General features: G+C 61.3%; 18 protein-coding genes. 16 read left to right on the forward strand and 2 right to left on the reverse strand.

Going from position 1 to position 21,734, the window contains the following annotated elements; all coding sequences use genetic code 11:
- Window positions 1-22 precede the first annotated feature (22 nt).
- The 4 genes from E1K68_RS21750 (at window position 23) to E1K68_RS21765 (ending at window position 4,492) form a co-directional block, all read left to right on the forward strand.
- Entirely contained in the window at window positions 23-700 is a 678-nt protein-coding gene (locus E1K68_RS21750) for a response regulator transcription factor (protein ID WP_212614645.1), read from the forward strand.
- Window positions 701-1,234: 534 nt separating this feature from the next.
- Window positions 1,235-1,693 carry an LTXXQ domain protein gene (locus E1K68_RS21755; protein ID WP_003193804.1) on the forward strand — a complete coding sequence of 153 codons (459 nt, stop codon included), beginning with the start codon at window positions 1,235-1,237 and terminating at the stop codon, window positions 1,691-1,693.
- Between the two features lie 65 nt (window positions 1,694-1,758).
- A complete protein-coding gene (locus E1K68_RS21760; protein ID WP_212614646.1) occupies window positions 1,759-3,105 on the forward strand; it encodes a HAMP domain-containing sensor histidine kinase in 1,347 nt (448 codons plus the stop codon).
- Between the two features lie 37 nt (window positions 3,106-3,142).
- Window positions 3,143-4,492: a CoA transferase gene (locus E1K68_RS21765; RefSeq protein WP_212614647.1), complete on the forward strand. Its 1,350-nt coding sequence runs from the start codon at window positions 3,143-3,145 to the stop codon at window positions 4,490-4,492.
- Window positions 4,493-4,580: 88 nt separating this feature from the next.
- Here the strand turns inward: E1K68_RS21765 and E1K68_RS21770 are convergent, their stop codons facing one another.
- Window positions 4,581-5,444, reverse strand: a complete 864-nt coding sequence (locus tag E1K68_RS21770; RefSeq protein WP_003193810.1) for a DNA-3-methyladenine glycosylase — start codon at window positions 5,442-5,444, stop codon at window positions 4,581-4,583.
- Entirely contained in the window at window positions 5,441-6,868 is a 1,428-nt protein-coding gene (gene arcD, locus E1K68_RS21775) for an arginine-ornithine antiporter (RefSeq protein WP_003193812.1), read from the reverse strand. Before arcD (E1K68_RS21775) ends, E1K68_RS21770 begins: the two co-directional genes overlap by 4 nt.
- A gap of 395 nt (window positions 6,869-7,263) precedes the next feature.
- On the opposite strand from arcD (E1K68_RS21775), the gene arcD (E1K68_RS21780) reads away from it, so the two are divergent.
- From arcD (E1K68_RS21780) to E1K68_RS21835, 12 genes are all read left to right on the forward strand, one after another.
- Window positions 7,264-8,691, forward strand: coding sequence for an arginine-ornithine antiporter (gene arcD, locus E1K68_RS21780; protein WP_032895542.1), 1,428 nt, complete (start codon window positions 7,264-7,266; stop codon window positions 8,689-8,691).
- 24 nt (window positions 8,692-8,715) lie between these two features.
- Complete coding sequence (gene arcA / locus E1K68_RS21785; protein ID WP_014719694.1) at window positions 8,716-9,972, forward strand: arginine deiminase; 1,257 nt, start codon at window positions 8,716-8,718, stop codon at window positions 9,970-9,972.
- 12 nt (window positions 9,973-9,984) lie between these two features.
- Window positions 9,985-10,995 carry an ornithine carbamoyltransferase gene (locus tag E1K68_RS21790; RefSeq protein WP_003193818.1) on the forward strand — a complete coding sequence of 337 codons (1,011 nt, stop codon included), beginning with the start codon at window positions 9,985-9,987 and terminating at the stop codon, window positions 10,993-10,995.
- Between the two features lie 136 nt (window positions 10,996-11,131).
- A complete protein-coding gene (gene arcC, locus E1K68_RS21795; RefSeq protein ID WP_094774827.1) occupies window positions 11,132-12,061 on the forward strand; it encodes a carbamate kinase in 930 nt (309 codons plus the stop codon).
- Window positions 12,062-12,079: 18 nt separating this feature from the next.
- Window positions 12,080-12,442 carry a DUF5064 family protein gene (locus E1K68_RS21800; RefSeq protein WP_094774826.1) on the forward strand — a complete coding sequence of 121 codons (363 nt, stop codon included), beginning with the start codon at window positions 12,080-12,082 and terminating at the stop codon, window positions 12,440-12,442.
- Between the two features lie 172 nt (window positions 12,443-12,614).
- Complete coding sequence (locus E1K68_RS21805) at window positions 12,615-14,123, forward strand: sigma-54-dependent transcriptional regulator (RefSeq protein ID WP_137203910.1); 1,509 nt, start codon at window positions 12,615-12,617, stop codon at window positions 14,121-14,123.
- A gap of 405 nt (window positions 14,124-14,528) precedes the next feature.
- The gene (gcvH, locus tag E1K68_RS21810) at window positions 14,529-14,912 is read left to right on the forward strand and encodes a glycine cleavage system protein GcvH (RefSeq protein ID WP_044273368.1); all 384 of its coding nucleotides are present in this window, start codon (window positions 14,529-14,531) and stop codon (window positions 14,910-14,912) included.
- Between the two features lie 10 nt (window positions 14,913-14,922).
- Entirely contained in the window at window positions 14,923-17,760 is a 2,838-nt protein-coding gene (gcvP, locus tag E1K68_RS21815) for an aminomethyl-transferring glycine dehydrogenase (protein WP_057710469.1), read from the forward strand.
- Between the two features lie 160 nt (window positions 17,761-17,920).
- Entirely contained in the window at window positions 17,921-19,297 is a 1,377-nt protein-coding gene (locus E1K68_RS21820) for an L-serine ammonia-lyase (RefSeq protein WP_003193829.1), read from the forward strand.
- A gap of 39 nt (window positions 19,298-19,336) precedes the next feature.
- Window positions 19,337-20,461 carry a glycine cleavage system aminomethyltransferase GcvT gene (gene gcvT / locus E1K68_RS21825; protein ID WP_003193832.1) on the forward strand — a complete coding sequence of 375 codons (1,125 nt, stop codon included), beginning with the start codon at window positions 19,337-19,339 and terminating at the stop codon, window positions 20,459-20,461.
- Window positions 20,462-20,854: 393 nt separating this feature from the next.
- The gene (locus tag E1K68_RS21830; RefSeq protein ID WP_014719702.1) at window positions 20,855-21,076 is read left to right on the forward strand and encodes a cold-shock protein; all 222 of its coding nucleotides are present in this window, start codon (window positions 20,855-20,857) and stop codon (window positions 21,074-21,076) included.
- A gap of 94 nt (window positions 21,077-21,170) precedes the next feature.
- The gene (locus tag E1K68_RS21835) at window positions 21,171-21,659 is read left to right on the forward strand and encodes an RDD family protein (protein ID WP_003193838.1); all 489 of its coding nucleotides are present in this window, start codon (window positions 21,171-21,173) and stop codon (window positions 21,657-21,659) included.
- Window positions 21,660-21,734: the final 75 nt, after the last annotated feature.

Raw genomic sequence — 21,734 nt, forward strand, 5'->3', positions numbered from 1 at the left:
CAATGGCTAAATTGAGTGAGTCATGAGCGAGCTGTTACTGATAGATGATGACCAGGAGCTCTGTGAGCTGCTGACCAGTTGGTTGAGCCAGGAAGGTTTCCAGGTGCGCGCCTGCCACGACGGCTTGAGCGCCCGTAAAGCCTTGGCCGAGAGTGCGCCTGCGGCCGTGGTGCTCGACGTGATGTTGCCCGATGGCAGCGGCCTGGAGCTGCTCAAGCAATTGCGCAACGACCACCCGGAGTTGCCGGTGCTGATGCTCTCGGCCCGGGGCGAACCCCTGGACCGCATCCTCGGCCTGGAACTGGGCGCCGACGACTACCTGGCCAAGCCCTGCGACCCGCGTGAGCTGACGGCGCGCCTGCGCGCCGTATTACGCCGCAGCCACCCAGCCGCGGTGTCCACCCAGCTGGAACTGGGCGACCTGTGCTTCAGCCCGGTGCGCGGCGTGGTCAGCATCGATGAACAGGAGTTCGCCCTCACCGTCTCCGAAAGCCGCCTGCTTGAAGCGCTGCTGCGCCAACCCGGCGAGCCCCTGGACAAACAGGAACTGGCGCAGATCGCCCTGGGCCGCAAGTTGACCCTCTACGATCGCAGCCTGGACATGCACGTCAGCAACCTGCGCAAAAAGATCGGCCCACACCCCGATGGCCGGCCACGGATCGTGGCGTTGCGTAGTCGTGGTTACTACTACAGCCTCTAAACATCACGCTTAACCCTGTGGGAGCTGGCTTGCCTGCGATAGCCATAGTAGGTATCTACACAATTTTGTAGGTTGCAGCAGCCAACGGTAACCACGATGCGAAGCGAGCCGCTCTTGATCTTGATCTGCTTGTGATCTTGATCTCAGGCGCCCCGTTAAACCACGCTGGCCGAACGCAGGCTTGAGTCCGTGGGCCGGAGTGAGGGCACACCGAGCCCAAGCGAGGTGCCGAGTGGTGGGGCAAGAGCGCTTTGGTTACTTTCGCGCTTTTCGAAAGTGACCCGCTGTCAGAGCGGAACCCTAAGTGGCCGTTACCTAAATAACGGATATGTACCCGGTCCAACTGCGTTGACTGTTAGGCCGTCTTCGCAGGCAAGCCAGCTCCCACCATTGATTTCATCACCTTCAAGGGTTTTGTCAGCTCCTGTCAAACCCGTCTTTACCGAAGCTTTACCCTCCCCTGACCGCCGCTGACCTTGCTCTGCGTAACCTACTCACATCCGGACTCACCGGAATAGAGACAGGAGATACACCATGCGCAAGACCCTTATCGCTTTGATGTTCGCCACCGCCCTGCCCACCGTTGCCATGGCAATGCCGGAAGGCCCAGGCCCGATGGGCGGGCCTGAAAGCCGCATGATGGGTGGCCCAGGCCACGGTGAACACGGCCCGCGTGGCAAAGGCGGCCCGTTCAGCCAGCTGGACTTGAGCAAGGAACAGCGCGAGCAGATCCGCAAGCTGATGGGTGACCAATGGCACGCCCGCAAAGACCTGACCCAAAAGTACCTGGACAAACTCCCGGCCGCTGACCAGAAAGCCATGCAGGACGAAATCGCCGCCGGCAAGCAGAAAACCCAGGCCGATATCCGTGCCGTGCTCAAGCCCGACCAGCAGAAGAAGTACGACGAAATCGTCAAGAAGCAAGCCGAGCGCCGCGCCGAATGGAAAGAGTTCCAGGCCTGGAAAGCCCAGCAAGCGCAAAAAGCGCAATAATGGCCTAGCTTCACCCCCAGCCCAGTGGTTCGCGCCGCTGGGCTTTTCCTGTTTGAGGGTTTCCTGTGCGTTCATTGTTCTGGCGTATCCTGGCGAGTTTCTGGCTGGCCATCGCCCTGGTTGCCGGGTTATCGATCCTGCTTGGGCACATGCTCAACCAGGACGCCTGGATTCTCAGCCGCCACCCTGGGCTCAACAACCTGGCCCAAGAGTGGACGCAGCTCTACGAAAGCCAGGGCGAAGATGCCGCCCAGGACTTGTTGCAGCAGCGCAAACGCCAGTACCACATCGACGTGCAAGTGCTTAACGAAAGCGGCGACCCGGTGGTGCGCGGCACCTTCCCGCGCCGCGCCGCCGCGTTCGAAGCCCGCCAGAACGACAGCCAGGACGGCCACCTGCCCTGGCGGCGCCTGACCGCCGAGTACACCAGCGCCAAAACCGGCGATACCTATCTGCTGATTTACCGTATTCCTCACCCGGAGCTGGACGCCTGGCACCGCAGCAGCCTGCTGTGGCCGCTCAGTGCATTGGCGATTACCCTGGTGGTGCTGACCCTGTTCAGCCTGCTGGTGACCTTGTCCATCACCCGCCCACTCAGCCGTTTGCGCGGCGCGGTGCATGACCTGGGGCAAACCACTTATCAACAGAACAGCCTGGCGCAACTGGCCAATCGGCGCGACGAGTTCGGCGTGCTGGCCAACGACTTCAACCGCATGGGCGCGCGCCTGCAAAGCCTGATCGGCAGCCAGCGCCAGTTGCTGCGCGACGTCTCCCACGAACTGCGCTCCCCCCTGGCGCGCTTGCGTATCGCCCTGGCCCTGGCCGAACGCGCCAGCCCCGAAGAACGGGAAAAACTCTGGCCACGCCTGACCCGCGAATGCGATCGCCTGGAAGCCTTGATCAGCGAGATCCTGGTATTGGCACGGGTCGACGCCGACAACGCCAGCGCCGAAGACATCGATCTAAACCCGTTGCTCAGGGCTCTGCAAAAGGACGCCCAACTCAGTGCCCCTGAGCAAGTGGTGCAACTGACGACTGCCAATGATTTACAGCTTAAAGGCTGGCCGACCATGATCGAACGCGCCGTGGACAACCTGCTGCGCAATGCCCAGCGCTTCAACCCGGTGGGCGAGCCGATTGAATTGCAGGCCCAGCATCAAGGCGGGCGCATTCTGATCAGCGTACGCGACCACGGCCCCGGCGTTGAAGCCGAGCACCTGAGCCAATTGGGCGAGCCGTTCTACCGTGCGCCGGGCCAGACCGCCCAAGGCCATGGCCTGGGCCTGGCCATCGCCCGTCGCGCCGCCGAGCGCCATGGCGGCAACCTGATCCTGGCCAACCATCCCGAGGGCGGTTTTATCGCCAGCATCGAACTGCCCTTGATCCCTGGGGTTGCCATACCAGTGGGATGATCTTCTATAGTGGCCCTTCTCTTACGGAGGGCCTTTGATGACTGACCTGCTGACTCCCATCCAAGCCGCACTCGCTTTACCGCACGCCCCATTGCCCCAGCCCCAGGCCGGCGCCCTGCCTTCGACCTTTGCCGTGACTGACCTGGCGGCCGCCAGCATCGGCGCCGCCGGCCAGGCCGTCGCGCAGTTGATTGAGCAACAAACCGGGCGCCTGCCCAGCGTCAGCGTGGATCGGCGCCTGGCCTCGTTGTGGTTCTCCTCGTCGATTCGCCCCGTGGGTTGGCAAGTGCCGCCTTTGTGGGACCCGGTAGCGGGTGATTACGCCAGCGTCGATGGCTGGATTCGCTTGCACACCAACGCGCCCCATCATCGGGCAGCGGCCGAGCGGGTATTGGGGCCTGTCGCTGATCGCGCAGCAATGGCCAACAAAGTCGCAACCTGGAAAGCCGCCGAACTGGAACCGGCGGTGGTCGATGCGGGCGGTTGTGCGGCGCAGATGCGTAGCTGGCAAGCCTGGCAGCAGCACCCCCAGGGCTTGGCGGTAAATGCCGAGACGTTGATTCAGCGCGAGGCCTTCGACCCCGGCATCGACACACCCTGGCTCGGCTCAGCCGCTCGCCCACTGGCTGGCATCAAGGTGCTGGATTTGACCCGGGTGCTGGCCGGTCCGGTGGCCAGTCGTTTCCTCGCAGGCTTGGGTGCCGACGTACTGCGCATCGACTCACCCACCTGGAACGAACCTGGCGTCGTCCCGGAAATGACCCTGGGTAAACGCTGCGCTCGCCTTGATCTAAAGCGCCACGACGACCGGCAGGTGTTTGAAGCGTTGCTCAAGGACGCCGACATTCTGTTTCACGGTTACCGCGCCGATGCCCTTGAGCAACTGGGTTATACCCTTGGCGAACGGCAGCACCTCGCCCCCGGCCTGATCGACGTCAGCCTCAACGCCTACGGCTGGAGCGGCCCATGGCGTAATCGTCGTGGCTTTGACAGCCTGGTGCAGATGAGCAGCGGGATTGCCGAGGCCGGCATGGCCTGGAAACAGACGGATAAACCGCTGCCGCTGCCGGTGCAGGCGCTGGATCACGCTACCGGCTACTTGATGGCCGCCAGTGCGATCCGGGCGTTGGCCGAGCGCCTGGACTCCGGACGCGGCGGTTCGGCGCGCTTGTCGTTGGCGCGCACGGCGAAGTTGCTGGTGGAGGCCGGGCAAGTGCCACAGCAAGCGGCATTGCGTGAGGAAGACATCAATGACCAAGGCCTGGTCGTGGAGCAGACAGCCTGGGGCCAGGCCCATCGACTGCTGGCGCCGCTAAGCATCAGTGGCACGCCGTTGCAGTGGGATTTACCGGCGGTGGAGTTAGGGTCACACCGGCCTCAGTGGTGACCTGGGCACCGCTATCGCAGGCAAGCCAGCTCCCACAGGATCAGTGTGGGAGCCGGGCTTGCCCGCGATGGGGCCATCACCGTCGCTATCAATCCCCGCGGTTCAACGACGTCCACAAATGCTGCGCCGCATACGCCCTCAACGGCCGCCACGCCTCGGCCCGCGCCAATAACTGCCGCGCCGACACCGGCCCACCTTCCAACGCTGCCAAAGCATTGATCAGCCCGATATCCCCCGACGCAAATGCATCCACCTCGCGCAACTGGCGCATGGCGATGTACTGCGCGGTCCACTCTCCAATCCCCGGCAACGCAACCAGCCGTGCAACGCCGTCCTGGAGGCTGGCCTTGGGTTCGAAAAGCTGTGGGTCATCCAACAGCGCCTGGGCCACACCAGACAAGGTACGCCCCCGCGCCTTGGGCATGCCCAGGGTGGCCAGGTCCGCCGCCGCCAGCACTTCAGGTGTCGGAAACAGGTGGGTGATACCGGCGTGCGGGGTTGACAGCGCCTGACCATACTGCGCCACCAACTTGCCCGCCAGGCGAATCGCCGCCACCACGGTGATCTGCTGACCCAGCACCGCACGAATCGCCAGCTCCAACCCATCCCAGGTGCCAGGCAGCCGCAGGCCAGGACGGGCCGCAACCAGTTGCGCCATCAGGGGGTCCTGCGCCAATTGCGCGTTGATTACCTCAGGCACGGCATCCAGATCAAACATCCTGCGCAAGCGCCGCTCGATCTCAGGCATGGCGCCAGGCTCGGGAAAGTCGACCGTCACCTCCAGCCAATCCCCCGCCCCCGGTTCGACGCTGATCCAGCCATGTATCCCTGCCACACTGATGCTGCGTCGGTACACGCCAGCGACCACGGTTTCCAACCCGGTAATCGCTCGCACCGATAAGAACCCCAGCATCGCCGCCCAGTCGTAGGGCGGTTGATACGCCAACCTCACAGTGACAATACCCCGCTATACAGCCCATACGCGGCCAACCCGGCGCCCGCGATCACGCCGCTGAAAATGCCTTTTTCCACGGTGGTAAACAACGGCTGGCCCTGCTCGCGCTTGGCCAGGGCAAACAGGATCACGCCCGGTGCGTACAGCAACGCCGACAGCAGCAAGTACTTCAAGCCCCCCGCATACAGCAGCCAAATCGCGTAACCGAGGGCAATCAGCCCCACCAGCAGATCTTTCATGCGCCGGCGCTGCCAGCCGGCATAGGTTTCGCCGCGCGCGCTCAATAGCACCGCATAGGCCGCCGACCACAAGTAAGGCACCAGGATCATCGACGACGCCAGGTAGATCAGGGTGGTGTAGGTGCTGGCTGAAAAGAGCGTGATCACCAGGAATGCCTGGATCATCACGTTGGTCAGCCATAAGGCATTGACCGGCACCTGATTGGCGTTTTCCTTCTTCAGGAACGCCGGCATGGTCTTGTCCTGGGCGGTGGCATAAAGGATTTCCGCGCACAGCAGCGCCCAGGAGAGCAACGCCCCGAGCAGCGAAACCGCCAGGCCGATACTGATCAATACCGCGCCCCAAGGCCCGACGACATGCTCCAACACACCGGCCAGGGACGGGTTCTGCAACTGCGCCAGCTCCGGCTGGCTCATGATGCCCAGGGACAGCACGTTCACCAGCACCAGCAAGGCCAGCACGCCCACGAAGCCAATCACTGTGGCGCGCCCCACGTCCGAGCGTTTCTGTGCCCGTGCCGAGTACACACTAGCGCCTTCGATGCCGATAAAGACAAACACCGTGACCAGCATCATGTGGCGCACCTGCTCGACCACGCTGCCCATCTGCGGGTTACCCAGGCCCCAGATATCGCGAGTGAAGATATCCGCCTTGAATGCAACCGCAGCGATCACGATAAACATCAGCAGCGGCACAATCTTCGCCACCGTCGTTACCTGATTGATGAACGCCGCCTCTTTGATCCCGCGCATCACCAGAAAATGCACCGCCCACAGCAGCAGCGAGGCGCAGCCGATGGCCAGCGGCGTATTGCCCTGGCCGAACGCCGGAAAAAAGTAGCCGAGGGTGCTGAACAGCAAGACGAAATAACCGACGTTGCCCATCCACGCACTGATCCAGTAACCCCAGGCGGATGAAAAACCCATGTAGTCGCCGAACCCTGCCTTGGCGTACGCATATACCCCGGAATCCAGCTCGGGCTTACGGTTCGCCAACGTCTGGAACACAAAGGCTAGGGTCAGCATGCCGATAGCGGTGATTGCCCAGCCGATCAGTATGGCGCCCACCTCGGCACGGGCGGCCATGTTCTGCGGCAATGAAAAGATGCCGCCGCCAATCATCGAGCCCACCACCAGGGCGATCAGGGCACTGAGCCGGAGTTTCTGGGCGGGTTGGGTCATGCAGGTTCCTCGAAATAAACGGTTGGGTGACAACTGCGCACGCAAGTAATTCAAATTAATAACGTTGTCATAACATAAGGATATGTAAAGGCACGAAGTTTAGGCTTATTTAGAATTTAAATACGTCAATTATGAAGCGATAGTCAAACAACGTACAAAAAATTTGCACATTCGCAAATACGAACTAGCGTCAACACCCATGCCCCAACCAATTGATTAACCATAAAGCAGAGAGCGCTCTACCCAGCGTCTTTGCGGGATTTTTTCGCCCGCAAAATCTCACCCTAAGTCGTTAATTCACAATGGAATGTGCCAATGAAGTGATCTGAGTCAGCTGTTTGATTAGCGCACGGAATTATTCTGTGGTCTCTCTTCTCCTGCATTGGAGTCATGCAATGTCTGAAACTCCCGGAAAACTTCGATTAGGCGCCCTGGTCGCACTTGTCGTCGGCTCGATGATTGGCGGCGGCATCTTTTCATTGCCGCAAAACATGGCCGCCAGCGCCGATGTCGGTGCGGTGTTGATTGGCTGGGTGATTACCGCCATCGGTATGTTGACCCTCGCCTTCGTGTTCCAGACCCTCGCCAACCGCAAACCCGACCTCGACGGCGGGGTATACGCCTACGCCAAGGCCGGTTTCGGCGACTACATGGGCTTTTCATCCGCCTGGGGCTACTGGATCAGCGCCTGGCTGGGCAACGTCGGCTACTTCGTCTTGCTGTTCAGCACCCTGGGCTACTTCTTCCCGGTCTTTGGCGAAGGCAACACCCCGACGGCGGTGATCGCTGCGTCAGTGCTGTTGTGGGCCGTGCATTTCCTGGTGCTGCGCGGGATCAAGGAAGCCGCGTTCATCAACCTGGTGACCACCGTCGCCAAGGTGGTGCCGCTGCTGCTGTTCGTGCTCATCGCGCTGTTCGCGTTCAAGCTGGACATCTTCACCGCTGACATCTGGGGCGTGAAAAACCCGGACCTGGGCAGCGTGATGAACCAGGTGCGCAACATGATGCTGGTCACCGTGTGGGTGTTTATCGGCATCGAAGGCGCGAGCATCTTCTCGTCCCGTGCCGAAAAACGCAGTGACGTGGGCAAGGCCACCGTGATCGGCTTTATCACCGTGCTGCTGTTCCTGATGCTGGTGAACGTGCTGTCCCTGGGGATCATGACCCAACCGGAACTGGCCAAGCTGCAGAACCCGTCGATGGCCGCCGTGCTGGAGCATGTGGTGGGCCACTGGGGTGCGGTGCTGATCAGTGTGGGCTTGATCATCTCGCTGCTCGGCGCGCTGCTGTCTTGGGTGCTGCTGTGTGCGGAGATCATGTTCGCCGCCGCCAAAGACCACACCATGCCGGAGTTCCTGCGCAAGGAAAACGCCAATCATGTGCCGGTCAACGCACTGTGGCTGACCAACGCAATGGTGCAGATATTCCTGGTGATCACGCTGTTTTCCGCCAGCACCTACCTGTCGCTGATCTACCTTGCCACCTCGATGATTCTGGTGCCTTACCTGTGGTCGGCGGCCTATGCCCTGCTGCTGGCGGTGCGCGGCGAGACCTACGAGAACGCCCTCAAAGAGCGCAAGAAAGACCTGTTCATCGGCGCCATCGCCCTGATCTATGCGATCTGGCTGCTGTATGCCGGCGGCACCAAATACCTGCTGCTCTCCGCCCTGCTCTACGCCCCCGGCGCGATCCTGTTCGCCAAGGCCAAGCGTGAACTGGGCAAACCGATTTTCACCCCCGTCGAGAAGCTGATTTTCGCCGCAGTGGTCATTGGCGCCCTGGTGGCGGCCTATGGGCTCTACGACGGCTTCCTGACCCTGTAATTGTTGTTCACTGGAGGATCTGTAATGACCACGGAAAAAGTGAAGTACGGCGTACATTCCGAAGCCGGCAAACTGCGCAAAGTCATGGTGTGCTCCCCAGGTTTGGCCCACCAGCGGCTGACCCCCAACAACTGCGACGAGCTGCTGTTCGATGACGTGCTATGGGTGGCCCAGGCCAAGCGCGACCACTTCGACTTCGTCACCAAGATGCGCGAGCGGGACATTGATGTGCTGGAAATGCACAACCTGCTCACCGACATCGTCGCCAACCCCGAAGCGCTGGACTGGATCCTGGAGCGCAAGATCACCGCCAACACCGTAGGCCTGGGCCTGGTCGATGAAGTTGGCTCGTGGCTGCGCAGCCTGGAGCCGCGCAAAATCAGTGAGTACCTGATTGGCGGCGTATCGGCCGACGACCTGCCGAGCAGCTTCGGTGGCAAGACCATCGAGATGTTCCGCGATTTTCTCGGCCACGCCAGCTTCATCCTGCCGCCGCTGCCCAACACCCAGTTCACCCGCGACACCACCTGCTGGATCTACGGCGGCGTGACGCTCAACCCGATGTACTGGCCGGCGCGACGTCAGGAAACCCTGCTGACCAGCGCCATCTATAAATTCCACCCTGAGTTCACCAACGCGGACTTCCAGATCTGGTACGGCGACCCCGACCAGGAACATGGCGCCGCGACGCTGGAAGGCGGCGACGTGATGCCGATTGGCAATGGCGTGGTGTTGATCGGCATGGGTGAGCGCTCCTCCCACCAGGCCATCGGCCAACTGGCGCGCAACCTGTTCCAGAACAAAGCCGTGGAACGCGTCATCGTTGCCGGCCTGCCCAAATCCCGCGCCGCGATGCACCTGGACACCGTGTTCAGCTTCTGCGACCGCGACCTGGTCACCGTCTTCCCCGAAGTGGTCAACCAGATCGTGCCGTTCACCCTGCGCCCTGACGAGAGCAAGCCCCACGGCATCGACATTCAGCGCGAAAAAACCAACTTCCTCGAAACCGTGGCCGCAGCCCTCAACCTCAAGGCCCTGCGCGTGGTCGAGACCGGCGGCAACAGCTTCGCCGCCGAACGCGAGCAATGGGATGACGGCAACAACGTGGTGGCCGTGGAGCCGGGCGTGGTGATTGGCTACGACCGCAACACCTACACCAACACCTTGCTGCGCAAAGCCGGTGTGGAAGTCATCACCATCAGCGCCGGTGAACTCGGCCGTGGCCGTGGCGGCGGCCACTGCATGACCTGCCCGATCATCCGCGACCCTATCGACTATTAAGGAGATTCCATCATGGCTTTCAATATGCGCAACCGCAGCCTGCTGTCGCTGATGCACCACACTACCCGCGAGCTGCATTACCTGCTGGACCTGTCCCGCGACCTCAAGCGTGCCAAATACACCGGCACCGAGCGCCCGCACTTGCAGGGCAAGAACATCGCGCTGATCTTCGAAAAAACCTCGACCCGCACTCGCTGTGCCTTCGAAGTCGCGGCCCATGACCAAGGCGCCCACGTCACCTATATCGACCCGGTGTCGTCGCAGATCGGCCACAAAGAAAGCATGAAAGACACCGCCCGCGTATTGGGCCGGATGTTCGATGCCATTGAATACCGTGGCTTTGAACAGGAAATCGTCGAAGAGCTGGCCAAGTTTGCGGGCGTGCCGGTGTTCAACGGCCTCACCGCCGAATTCCACCCGACCCAGATGATCGCCGACACCCTGACCATGCGCGAACACAGCGACAAGCCGCTGCATGACATCAGCTACGCGTACCTGGGGGACGCGCGCTACAACATGGGCAACTCGCTGCTGATGATCGGCGCCAAGCTCGGCATGGACGTGCGCATCGGCGCGCCGAAAGCGCTGTGGCCCCATGAAGATTTCATCAAAGAGTGCCAGGCCTTTGCCGAGGAAAGCGGCGCACGCATCACCATCACCGAAGACCCTGCAGAGGCCGTGAAGGGCGTGGACTTCATCCACACCGATATCTGGGTGTCCATGGGCGAACCGGTGGAAGCGTGGGACGAGCGCATCGAGCAACTGCTGCCGTACCAGGTCAACGCCAAGATGATGAAAGCCTCGGGCAACCCTCGGGTGAAATTCATGCATTGCCTGCCGGCGTTCCACAACAGTGAAACCAAGGTCGGCAAGGACATCGCAGCGCGCTATCCGCACCTGGCCAATGGCGTGGAAGTGACCGAAGAGGTGTTTGAGTCGCCGGCCAATATCGCCTTCGAGCAGGCGGAAAACCGCATGCATACCATCAAGGCGATTCTGGTGTCGGCGTTGGCGGATATCTAACCCCACTCTGATCGTTCCCACGCTCCGCGTGGGAATGCAGCCAGTGGCGCTCTGCGCCACAAGAGCGGACGCAGAGCGTCCGGTGGGGCATTCCCACGCAGAGCGTGGGAACGATCATTCTAGAAGGACATTCTGTATGCGCATCGTCGTAGCCCTGGGCGGCAACGCCCTCCTGCGTCGTGGTGAACCCATGACCGCAGACAATCAACGGGCCAATATCCGTATCGCCACCGAACAGATCGCCAAGATCCACCCCGGCAACGAGCTGGTGATCGCCCACGGCAATGGCCCGCAAGTGGGCCTGCTGTCATTGCAGGCAGCGGCCTACACCAGCGTCTCGCCTTACCCGCTGGACGTGCTGGGCGCCGAGACCGAGGGCATGATCGGCTACATCATCGAACAGGAACTGGGCAACCTGCTGGACTTTGAAGTGCCATTCGCCACCCTGCTCACCCAAGTGGAAGTGGACGCCAAGGACCCGGCCTTCCAGAACCCCACCAAGCCTATCGGCCCTGTGTACCCCAAAGCCGAAGCCGAGAAGCTCGCCGCCGAAAAAGGTTGGGCCATCGCGCCCGACGGCGACAAATACCGCCGTGTAGTCGCCAGCCCGCGTCCCAAACGCATCTTTGAAATTCGCCCGATCAAGTGGCTGCTGGAGAAAAAAGCCATCGTGATCTGCGCCGGTGGTGGCGGCATCCCCACCATGTATGGCGAAGACGGCAAGCTGCGCGGCATTGAAGCGGTGATCGACAAAGACTTGTGTTCTTCCTTGCTGGCCACGCAACTGGAGGCCGATTTGCTGGTCATCGCCACCGACGTCAACGCCGCCTTTATCGACTTCGGCAAGCCAACCCAGAAGGCCATCAGCCAGGCCCACCCCGACGATATGGAAAAACTCGGCTTCGCCGCCGGCTCCATGGGCCCCAAGGTCCAAGCCGCCTGCGAGTTCGCCCGCCAGACTGGCAAAACCGCGGTGATCGGTTCACTCTCGGACATCGAAGCCATCGTCCAGGGCAGCGCCGGCACGCGCATCAGCACGGCCAAACCTGGCATCACCTACCTGTGAAGTTAAGGAGAAACGCCTATGGCTATCTTTGAACCCGGCCACCTGCATATCGAGCGACACGCGCTGAACAAGGACGATGTCAGCTACGACCTGTGCCTGGACTACGAAGTCTTCACGCATGAGCGCGAAGGCAAAGGCATGCAGTTCACCCTGCATGGGAGCATTCAGGGCAAGGACATGAAGGAAACCTTTTTCCTGCCCAAGGACCAGGCCTACAACTTCGCCAGCAATGTGACTAAGATTGTTGAAAAGTACGGCATTCCCAAGACCCATAGCAGCGTTGGTTCACAACACAAGCATTACGATCTGATGTTTGAGGATGTGCGCCAGCAGTTGGATATGAAATCCGGCGACCCGGTCAAACCCGAACATCTGGAATAACCTGCCCCCAATCGAATGTGGGAGCTGGCTTGCCTGCGATAGCGACCTGTCAGACGATATTCTCGGTAACTGACCCACCGCCATCGCAGGCAAGCCAGCTCCCACATTTTGATCTCCACCGGCTCCAAGGCATACTGGCCACCCTCGGCACTCCAGAATCAAGATCCGCCCCATGCGTATCCACGTCAGCTTCATCGACCGCGTCGGCATCACCCAGGAAGTCCTGGCCTTGCTCGGTGGGCGCAATCTCAATCTGGATGCGGTGGAAATGGTGCCGCCCAACGTCTATATCGACGCACCAACCCTCAGCGCCGACGTGCTCGAAGAGCTGCGCGACGCGTTGTTCAGCGTACACGGCGTGCAAGCGGTAAAGGTGGTCGACATTCTTCCGGGCCAGCGCCGCCACTTGCAACTCGACGCCCTGCTGGCGGCCATGACCGACCCGGTACTGGCCCTGGACAGCGCCGGCAAGATCCTGCTGGCCAACCCGGCATTGATCGCCTTGTACGGCCGTGAACCAGCCGGCGAAAGCATCACCGAGCTGTTCGATGACGCGGCCTTGCTGGAGACCCTGCTGGAGCAGGGCTTTCGATTGCCGCTGCGCGAGATCAGCGTGAACGGCCAGACCTTGCTACTGGGCGCCACGCCGATCACCGACGCCGGCGCCCTGCTCACCCTTTACCAACCCAACCGCATCGGCGAACAACTGTCTGCGCTGCACCATGACCATGCCGAAGGGTTTGATGCGCTGCTGGGCGAGTCGCCAGCGATCCGCACGCTCAAGGCACGGGCGCAACGGGTGGCGGCGCTGGATGCACCGCTGCTGATCCAGGGCGAAACCGGCACCGGCAAAGAGCTGGTGGCCCGCGCCTGCCACGCCATCAGTGCGCGTCACAGTGCGCCGTTTCTGGCATTGAACTGCGCGGCACTGCCGGAAAATCTCGCCGAAAGTGAATTGTTCGGCTATGCGCCTGGCGCCTTTACCGGCGCGCAACGCGGTGGCAAACCGGGGCTGATGGAGCTGGCCAACCAGGGCACGGTATTTCTCGATGAGATCGGTGAGATGTCGCCGTACCTGCAAGCCAAACTGCTGCGCTTTCTCAACGACGGCAGCTTTCGCCGCGTCGGTGGCGACCGCGAGGTGAAGGTCAATGTGCGCATCCTCAGCGCCACCCACCGCGACCTGGAAAAGATGGTCAGCGAAGGCACCTTTCGCGAAGACCTGTTCTACCGCCTCAACGTGCTCAACGTCGCCGTGCCGCCCTTGCGTGAACGCGGCCAGGACATCCTGCTGCTGGCGCGCTACTTCATGCAGCAAGCCTGCGCGCAGATCCAGCGCCCGGTCTGCCGCCTGGCGCCGGGTACCTATCCTGCCCTGCTCGGAAACCACTGGCCGGGCAACGTGCGGCAGTTGCAAAACGTGATTTTCCGCGCTGCCGCCATCTGCGAAAGCAGCCTTGTGGACATCGGCGACCTGGACATCGCCGGCACCTCCGTGGCGCGCCAGAGCGATGGCGAAGTCGACAGCCTGGAACAGGCCGTGGAAGATTTCGAGCGCAGCCTGCTGGAAAGCCTCTACAGCCGCTACCCCTCGACCCGCCAACTGGCCAGCCGCTTGCAAACCTCCCACACGGCGATCGCCCACCGCCTGCGCAAGTACGGCATTCCCAACAAGCCCTGACGGAATAAACGCGGTTCAACTGTGGGAGCTGGCTTGCCTGCGATAGCGGTGGGTCATCCAGCTCCTTAGTGACGGGTAGACCGCCATCGCAGGCAAGCCAGCTCCCACAAAGGGGCAATCCAGATTTGGTCTGGGAACGACATTCAGTGTACTGAAAGCGCTACAGCGTAACGATATCGCTACAACCCTGCTTTTTGCGCGCCATGCAAGGCTTTGATCCACATAGGCTTTTTTTCACGCACCCGGCTGTAGCGAAAACGCTACAGTCGCGCGACATAACCTCATAACCAATTTTATTAACTTACTGATTTATAAAGACTTATTAACCTTGGCCGCGATATTGCTAAGCAACTCCCCATTATTCCAATCCCGTCCACCAGACGATTCTGGCCCTGAGGAGTTTCCATGAGCGAGTTGCGTTTCACTGAAGATCACGAATGGCTGCGCGCCGAAGCCGATGGCAGCGTCACCGTGGGTATCACCGCGTTTGCGCAGAACGCGCTGGGTGATGTGGTTTTCGTGCAACTGCCGGAGTTGCAGGCTTACGAAAAGGGCGCCGAAGCCTCCACCGTTGAGTCGGTAAAAGCCGCCAGTGGTGTGTACATGCCGTTGGACGGTGAAGTCCTCGAAGTCAACGACAAGCTCGATGGCAGCCCCGAACTGGTCAACGAAGACCCGATGGGCGAAGGCTGGTTCTTCCGCTTTAAACCCGCCGATGCCGATGCAGTGGCTAAGCTGTTGGATCAGGATGCGTACGACCGTCTGATCAAAGCCAACGCTGAAGCCTGAGGAGCGCGCCATGACCGTTAATCTGACCACCGCCAACGAATTCATCGCCCGCCACATCGGCCCGCGCCAGGAAGATGAGCAGCAAATGCTCGCCAGCCTAGGGTTTGATTCCCTCGAAGCGCTAAGCGCCAGCGTGATCCCGGAAAGCATCAAGGGCACCAGCGTACTCGGCCTGGAAGACGGCCTGAGCGAAGCCCAGGCCCTGGCCAAGATCAAGGCCATCGCCAGCCAGAACCAACTGTTCAAGACCTACATCGGCCAGGGCTATTACAACTGCCACACGCCGTCGCCGATCCTGCGCAACCTGCTGGAAAACCCGGCCTGGTACACCGCCTACACGCCGTATCAACCCGAGATTTCCCAAGGCCGCCTGGAAGCCCTGCTGAACTTCCAGACCCTGATCAGCGACCTCACCGGCCTGCCGATTGCCAACGCCTCCCTGCTTGACGAAGCCACCGCCGCTGCTGAAGCCATGACCTTCTGCAAGCGCCTGAGCAAGAACAAAGGCAGCCACGCGTTCTTCGCGTCGGTGCACAGCCACCCGCAAACCCTCGACGTATTGCGCACCCGTGCTGAACCTTTGGGCATCGATGTGGTGGTCGGCGATGAGCGTGAACTGACCGACGTCAGCCCGTTCTTCGGCGCGCTGCTGCAATACCCGGCCAGCAACGGCGACGTGTTCGACTATCGCGAACTGACCGAACGCTTCCACGCCGCCAACGCACTGGTCGCCGTGGCCGCCGACCTGATGGCCCTGACCCTGCTGACGCCGCCGGGCGAATTCGGCGCCGACGTGGCCATTGGCAGCGCACAACGCTTTGGCGTGCCACTGGGCTTCGGTGGCCCACACGCCGCGTACTTCTCCACCAAGGATGCGTTCAAGCGCGACATGCCAGGCCGTCTGGTCGGTGTGTCGGTAGACCGCTTCGGCAAGCCGGCCCTGCGCCTGGCCATGCAGACCCGCGAGCAACATATCCGCCGCGAGAAAGCCACCAGCAACATCTGCACCGCCCAAGTGCTGCTGGCCAACATCGCCAGCATGTACGCCGTGTACCACGGCCCCAAAGGCCTGACCCAGATCGCCCAGCGCATTCACCAGCTGACCGCGATCCTGGCCAAGGGCTTGACGGCCCTGGGCCAGAACGTCGAGCAGGCACACTTCTTCGACACCCTGACAATCCACACCGGCGCTCACACTGCCGCCCTGCACGACAAGGCCCGCGCCCAGCGCATCAACCTGCGTGTAGTAGACGGCGAGCGCGTTGGCTTGTCGGTCGACGAAACCACCACCCAGGCCGATATTGAGGCCTTGTGGGCGATCTTCGCCGACGGCAAAAACCTGCCGGCCTTTGCTGCCACCGACAGCACCCTGCCGAGCGCATTGCTGCGCCAATCGCCGATCCTCAGCCACCCGGTCTTCAACCGTTACCACTCGGAAACCGAGCTGATGCGCTACCTGCGCAAGCTGGCCGACAAAGACCTGGCCCTGGACCGCACCATGATCCCGCTGGGCTCGTGCACCATGAAGCTCAACGCCGCCAGCGAAATGATCCCGGTGACCTGGGCCGAATTCGGTGCCCTGCACCCATTCGCCCCCGCTGCGCAAAGCGCCGGCTACCAGCAACTGACCAGCGAACTGGAAGCCATGCTCTGCGCGGCCACCGGTTATGACGCGATCTCCCTGCAGCCGAACGCCGGCTCCCAAGGTGAGTACGCGGGCCTGTTGGCCATCCGCGCCTATCACCAGAGCCGTGGCGAAGCACGTCGCGACATCTGCCTGATCCCGTCATCAGCCCACGGCACCAACCCTGCGACCGCCAACATGGCCGGCATGCGCGTAGTGGTGACCGCTTGCGATGCACGCGGCAACGTCGACATCGAAGACCTGCGCGCCAAGGCCATCGAGCACCGCGAACACCTTGCCGCGCTGATGATCACCTACCCGTCCACCCACGGTGTGTTTGAGGAAGGTATCCGCGAAATCTGCGGGATCATTCATGACAACGGCGGCCAGGTGTACATCGACGGCGCCAACATGAACGCGATGGTCGGCCTGTGCGCACCGGGCAAGTTCGGCGGCGACGTGTCCCACCTGAACCTGCACAAGACCTTCTGCATTCCCCACGGCGGTGGCGGCCCAGGCGTTGGCCCGATTGGCGTCAAGTCGCACCTCACGCCATTCCTGCCCGGCCACGCGGCCATGGAGCGCAAAGAGGGCGCGGTGTGCGCCGCGCCGTTCGGCAGCGCGAGCATTTTGCCGATCACCTGGATGTACATCAGCATGATGGGCGGCGCCGGCCTCAAGCGCGCGTCGCAGTTGGCGATCCTGAATGCCAACTACATTTCCCGCCGCCTGGAAGAGCACTACCCGGTGCTGTACACCGGCAGCAATGGCCTGGTAGCCCACGAATGCATCCTGGATTTGCGCCCGTTGAAAGACAGCAGCGGCATCAGCGTGGACGACGTGGCCAAGCGCCTGATCGATTTTGGTTTCCACGCGCCGACCATGTCGTTCCCGGTGGCCGGCACCTTGATGATCGAGCCGACCGAAAGTGAATCCAAGGAAGAACTGGACCGCTTCTGCGACGCCATGATCGCCATCCGCGAAGAAATCCGCGCGGTAGAAAACGGCACCCTCGACAAAGACGACAACCCGCTCAAGAACGCGCCGCACACGGCAGCGGAACTGGTGGGCGAATGGAGCCACCCTTACAGCCGTGAACAAGCGGTGTACCCGGTGGCGTCGTTGATCGAAGGCAAGTACTGGCCGCCGGTTGGCCGGGTCGACAACGTGTTTGGCGATCGCAACCTGGTGTGTGCGTGCCCTTCTATCGAGAGCTACGCCTGATCTGACGGGAGATACGCGGCCAGTGTGGGAGCTGGCTTGCCTGCGATAGCGGTGTATCAGCCGACAGTGATGTTGTCTGACCCACCGCTATCGCGGGCAAGCCCGGCTCCCACATTGGCCGAGTCCACCTCAGAAAATAATAAGAAACCGGAGAACAACCATGTCCCTTAGCGTGTTCGACCTGTTCAAGATTGGCATCGGCCCCTCCAGTTCCCACACCGTCGGCCCGATGCGTGCCGCCGCTCGATTCGTCGAGGGGCTCAAGCGTGACAACCTGTTGGAGGCTACCACCGGCATCAAGGTGGAACTCTACGGGTCGCTGGGCGCCACCGGCAAAGGCCACGGCAGCGACAAGGCCGTGTTGCTGGGGCTGGAAGGCGAACACCCGGACACCGTGAATACCGAAACCGTGGCTGCACGCCTGGCGCAGATGCGCAGTGACGGGCGCCTCAACCTGCTCGGCGAACACAGCATTGCGTTCAACGAGAAAGAACACCTGGCGATGATTCGCAAGCCCCTTGCCTACCATCCCAATGGCATGATTTTTCGTGCCTTTGACGCCGTCGGCATCCAGATCCGCAGCCGCGAGTATTACTCGGTCGGTGGCGGTTTCGTGGTGGATGAAGACGCGGCGGGCGCCGACCGTATCGTCGAAGACGCCACGCCCCTGACCTTCCCGTTCAAACACGCCAAGGACTTGCTCGGCCATTGCACCACCTATGGCCTGTCTATCAGCCAGGTGATGCTGACCAATGAAAGCGCCTGGCGCCCGGAAGCGGAAACCCGCAGCGGGTTGTTGAAGATCTGGCAGGTGATGCAGGACTGCGTCGATGCCGGCTGCCGCAACGAAGGCATCTTGCCCGGAGGCTTGAAGGTCAAGCGCCGGGCAGCGGCCTTGCACCGGCAGTTGTGCAAGAACCCCGAGTCGGCGCTGCGCGACCCGCTCTCAGTGCTGGACTGGGTCAACCTGTATGCGCTGGCGGTCAACGAAGAAAACGCCAATGGCGGGCGCGTGGTCACCGCGCCCACCAACGGTGCGGCCGGGATCATTCCCGCCGTGCTGCATTACTACATGCGTTTTATCCCCGGCGCGAACGAAGACGGCGTGGTGCGCTTTTTGCTCACCGCCGCCGCCATCGGCATTTTGTACAAGGAAAACGCTTCGATCTCAGGCGCCGAAGTCGGGTGCCAGGGCGAAGTCGGCGTGGCCTGTTCCATGGCCGCAGGCGCACTCTGCGAAGTGCTGGGCGGCAGCGTGTCCCAAGTGGAAAACGCCGCCGAGATCGGCATGGAACACAACCTCGGCCTGACCTGCGACCCGATTGGCGGGCTGGTGCAGGTGCCGTGCATCGAGCGCAATGCCATGGGCTCGGTGAAGGCGATCAATGCGGTGCGCATGGCCCTGCGTGGCGACGGGCAACACTTTGTGTCCCTCGACAAGGTCATCCGCACCATGCGCCAGACCGGCGCCGACATGAAAAGCAAATACAAGGAAACCGCCCGTGGCGGTTTGGCGGTCAACATTATCGAGTGCTGACGCCCACAAGCGCGTCGGCACGTTTTTCAGGAGCTGAATATGTCCACCGAAACCCTGTTGAAAACTCCTCTGCACGCCCTGCACCTGGAACTGGGCGCACGCATGGTGCCCTTCGCCGGCTACGACATGCCGGTGCAGTACCCCTTGGGCGTGATGAAAGAACACCTGCACACCCGTGAACAGGCCGGGTTGTTTGACGTGTCCCACATGGGCCAGATCCGCCTCACCGGCGCGAATGCCGCCAAGGCCCTGGAAACCCTGGTGCCCGTCGATATCATCGACCTGCCGGTGGGCATGCAGCGCTATGCGATGTTCACCAACGAGCAAGGCGGCATCCTCGACGACCTGATGGTCGCCAACCTGGGCAACGACGAGTTGTTCCTGGTGGTCAACGCCGCCTGCAAGGACCAGGACCTGGCGCACCTGCGCACACATATCGGCGACCAATGCACCATCGAACCGCTGTTCGAAGAACGCGCCCTGCTGGCCCTGCAAGGCCCGGCGGCAGTGAAAGTATTGGCGCGCCTGGCCCCTGAAGTCACCCAGATGACCTTCATGCAATTTGCCACCCTGCGTTTGCTGGGCGTGGACTGCTACGTCAGCCGCTCCGGCTACACCGGCGAAGACGGCTTTGAAATCTCCGTGCCGGCGGCCAATGCCGAGAGCCTGGCCCGCAGCCTGCTGGCCGAAACCGAAGTGCAGGCCATCGGCCTGGGCGCCCGCGATTCGCTGCGCCTGGAAGCCGGCCTATGCCTGTACGGCCACGACATGAACACCGACACCACGCCAATTGAAGCCAGCCTGCTGTGGGCGATCTCCAAGGCCCGGCGTGCCGATGGCGCGCGGGCTGGCGGCTTCCCCGGCGCCGACCGCATCTTCACCCAGCAGCAAACCGGTGTGGCCCGCAAACGCATAGGCCTGCTGCCGCAGGAGCGTACCCCGGTGCGTGAAGGCGCAGAAATCGTCGATGCCCAGGGCACCGTGATCGGCAGCGTCTGCAGCGGCGGCTTCGGCCCCACCTTGGGCGGCCCGCTGGCGATGGGTTACCTGGACAGCGCATTTGTCGCATTGGATACCGAAGTTTGCGCAATGGTACGTGGGAAAAAGGTGCCACTACGTGTAAGTAAAATGCCATTCGTCCCGCAACGTTACTACCGCGGTTGATTGACTGTTTCTATAAGTAACGCGGTTGCGTTGACGCGCACTAAACTGTAACGCAACCGCCATAAAACAGTGCATTCACGATAGGCATTTTTATAGCTGACGCCCTATAACAAGTGAATAACTCTATCGAATAAGTCGGTATCAGAACATTCAACAAAGTGTCATGAGACCCAGCAAAATCGGGGCCTGCCCCAGGGCTTGTTTTTTTCATATTAGTTGGCGTAGAGTTCCTCCACTGTGTTTGCATGGGTCGCTTGGAACCTGGACCTGGGCAGTAGCTGAAGTAGTTGCTACAACCCGTTCGACGTCTCTTAACTTTCCTGCAACCCAGCCCAGTACTCTTTCGTTTGAAAGGGGCTGTCATTAATTTTTAGCGTCAAAGGAAAGAAGAAAATGTCGGATAAAGGTGGACGTCAGAGCGGTACCGTCAAGTGGTTCAACGACGAAAAAGGCTTTGGTTTTATCACTCCTGAAAGCGGCCCGGATCTGTTCGTGCATTTCCGCGCTATTCAGGGCAACGGCTTCAAAAGCCTGAAGGAAGGCCAGAAGGTCACCTTCGTTTCAGTTCAAGGCCAGAAAGGCCTGCAGGCTGACGAAGTCCAAGCAGAAGGCTGATCCTTCCTGCGACAAAAAGCCCCTGATATGACATCAGGGGCTTTTTTATGGGCGCCATTGCGTAAACTGCGTGCTTTCTCCAGAGAGCCCTGCCATGTCCAAACCCCTGTTGAGCCCCCAGGGCGAATTCCCCGCCGTTGGCCTGGGCCGTCGCCTGGCAGCGATGTTCTACGACTTCCTGTTGTGCACCGCCCTGCTGATCGTCACGGCGTTTATCTACAAGCTGGTATGGATCGCCTTCGTGGGCGAAGCAAAGATGCGCACACTCACCGAGTCCGGCGCGCTGGACGGTGACCCGTTGCTGTCGACGATCCTGTTGTTTGTGCTGTTTGGGTTCTTCGCCAAGTTCTGGACCCATTCGGGGCAAACCCTGGGCATGCAGGTGTGGGGCGTGCGCGTGCAGAACGCTGACGGCTCGCGGATCAGCCTGTGGCAGGCATTGTTGCGTTTTGTGGTGTCGATTGCGTCATGGCTGTGTGTGGGACTGGGGTTTATCTGGTCGTTGTTCGATAAACACAAACGCAGCTGGCATGACATCTATTCGGATACGCAACTGGTGCGGATCCCGAAGCCAAAGAAATAACTCAGATGTGGGAGCTGGCTTGCCTGCGATAGCGGTCTTGCAGTCAAAACACCTGTGACTGTTACACCGCTATCG

Origin of the sequence: Pseudomonas sp. B2021, assembly GCF_018135665.1 — a bacterium.
Taxonomy (GTDB): domain Bacteria; phylum Pseudomonadota; class Gammaproteobacteria; order Pseudomonadales; family Pseudomonadaceae; genus Aquipseudomonas; species Aquipseudomonas lactis.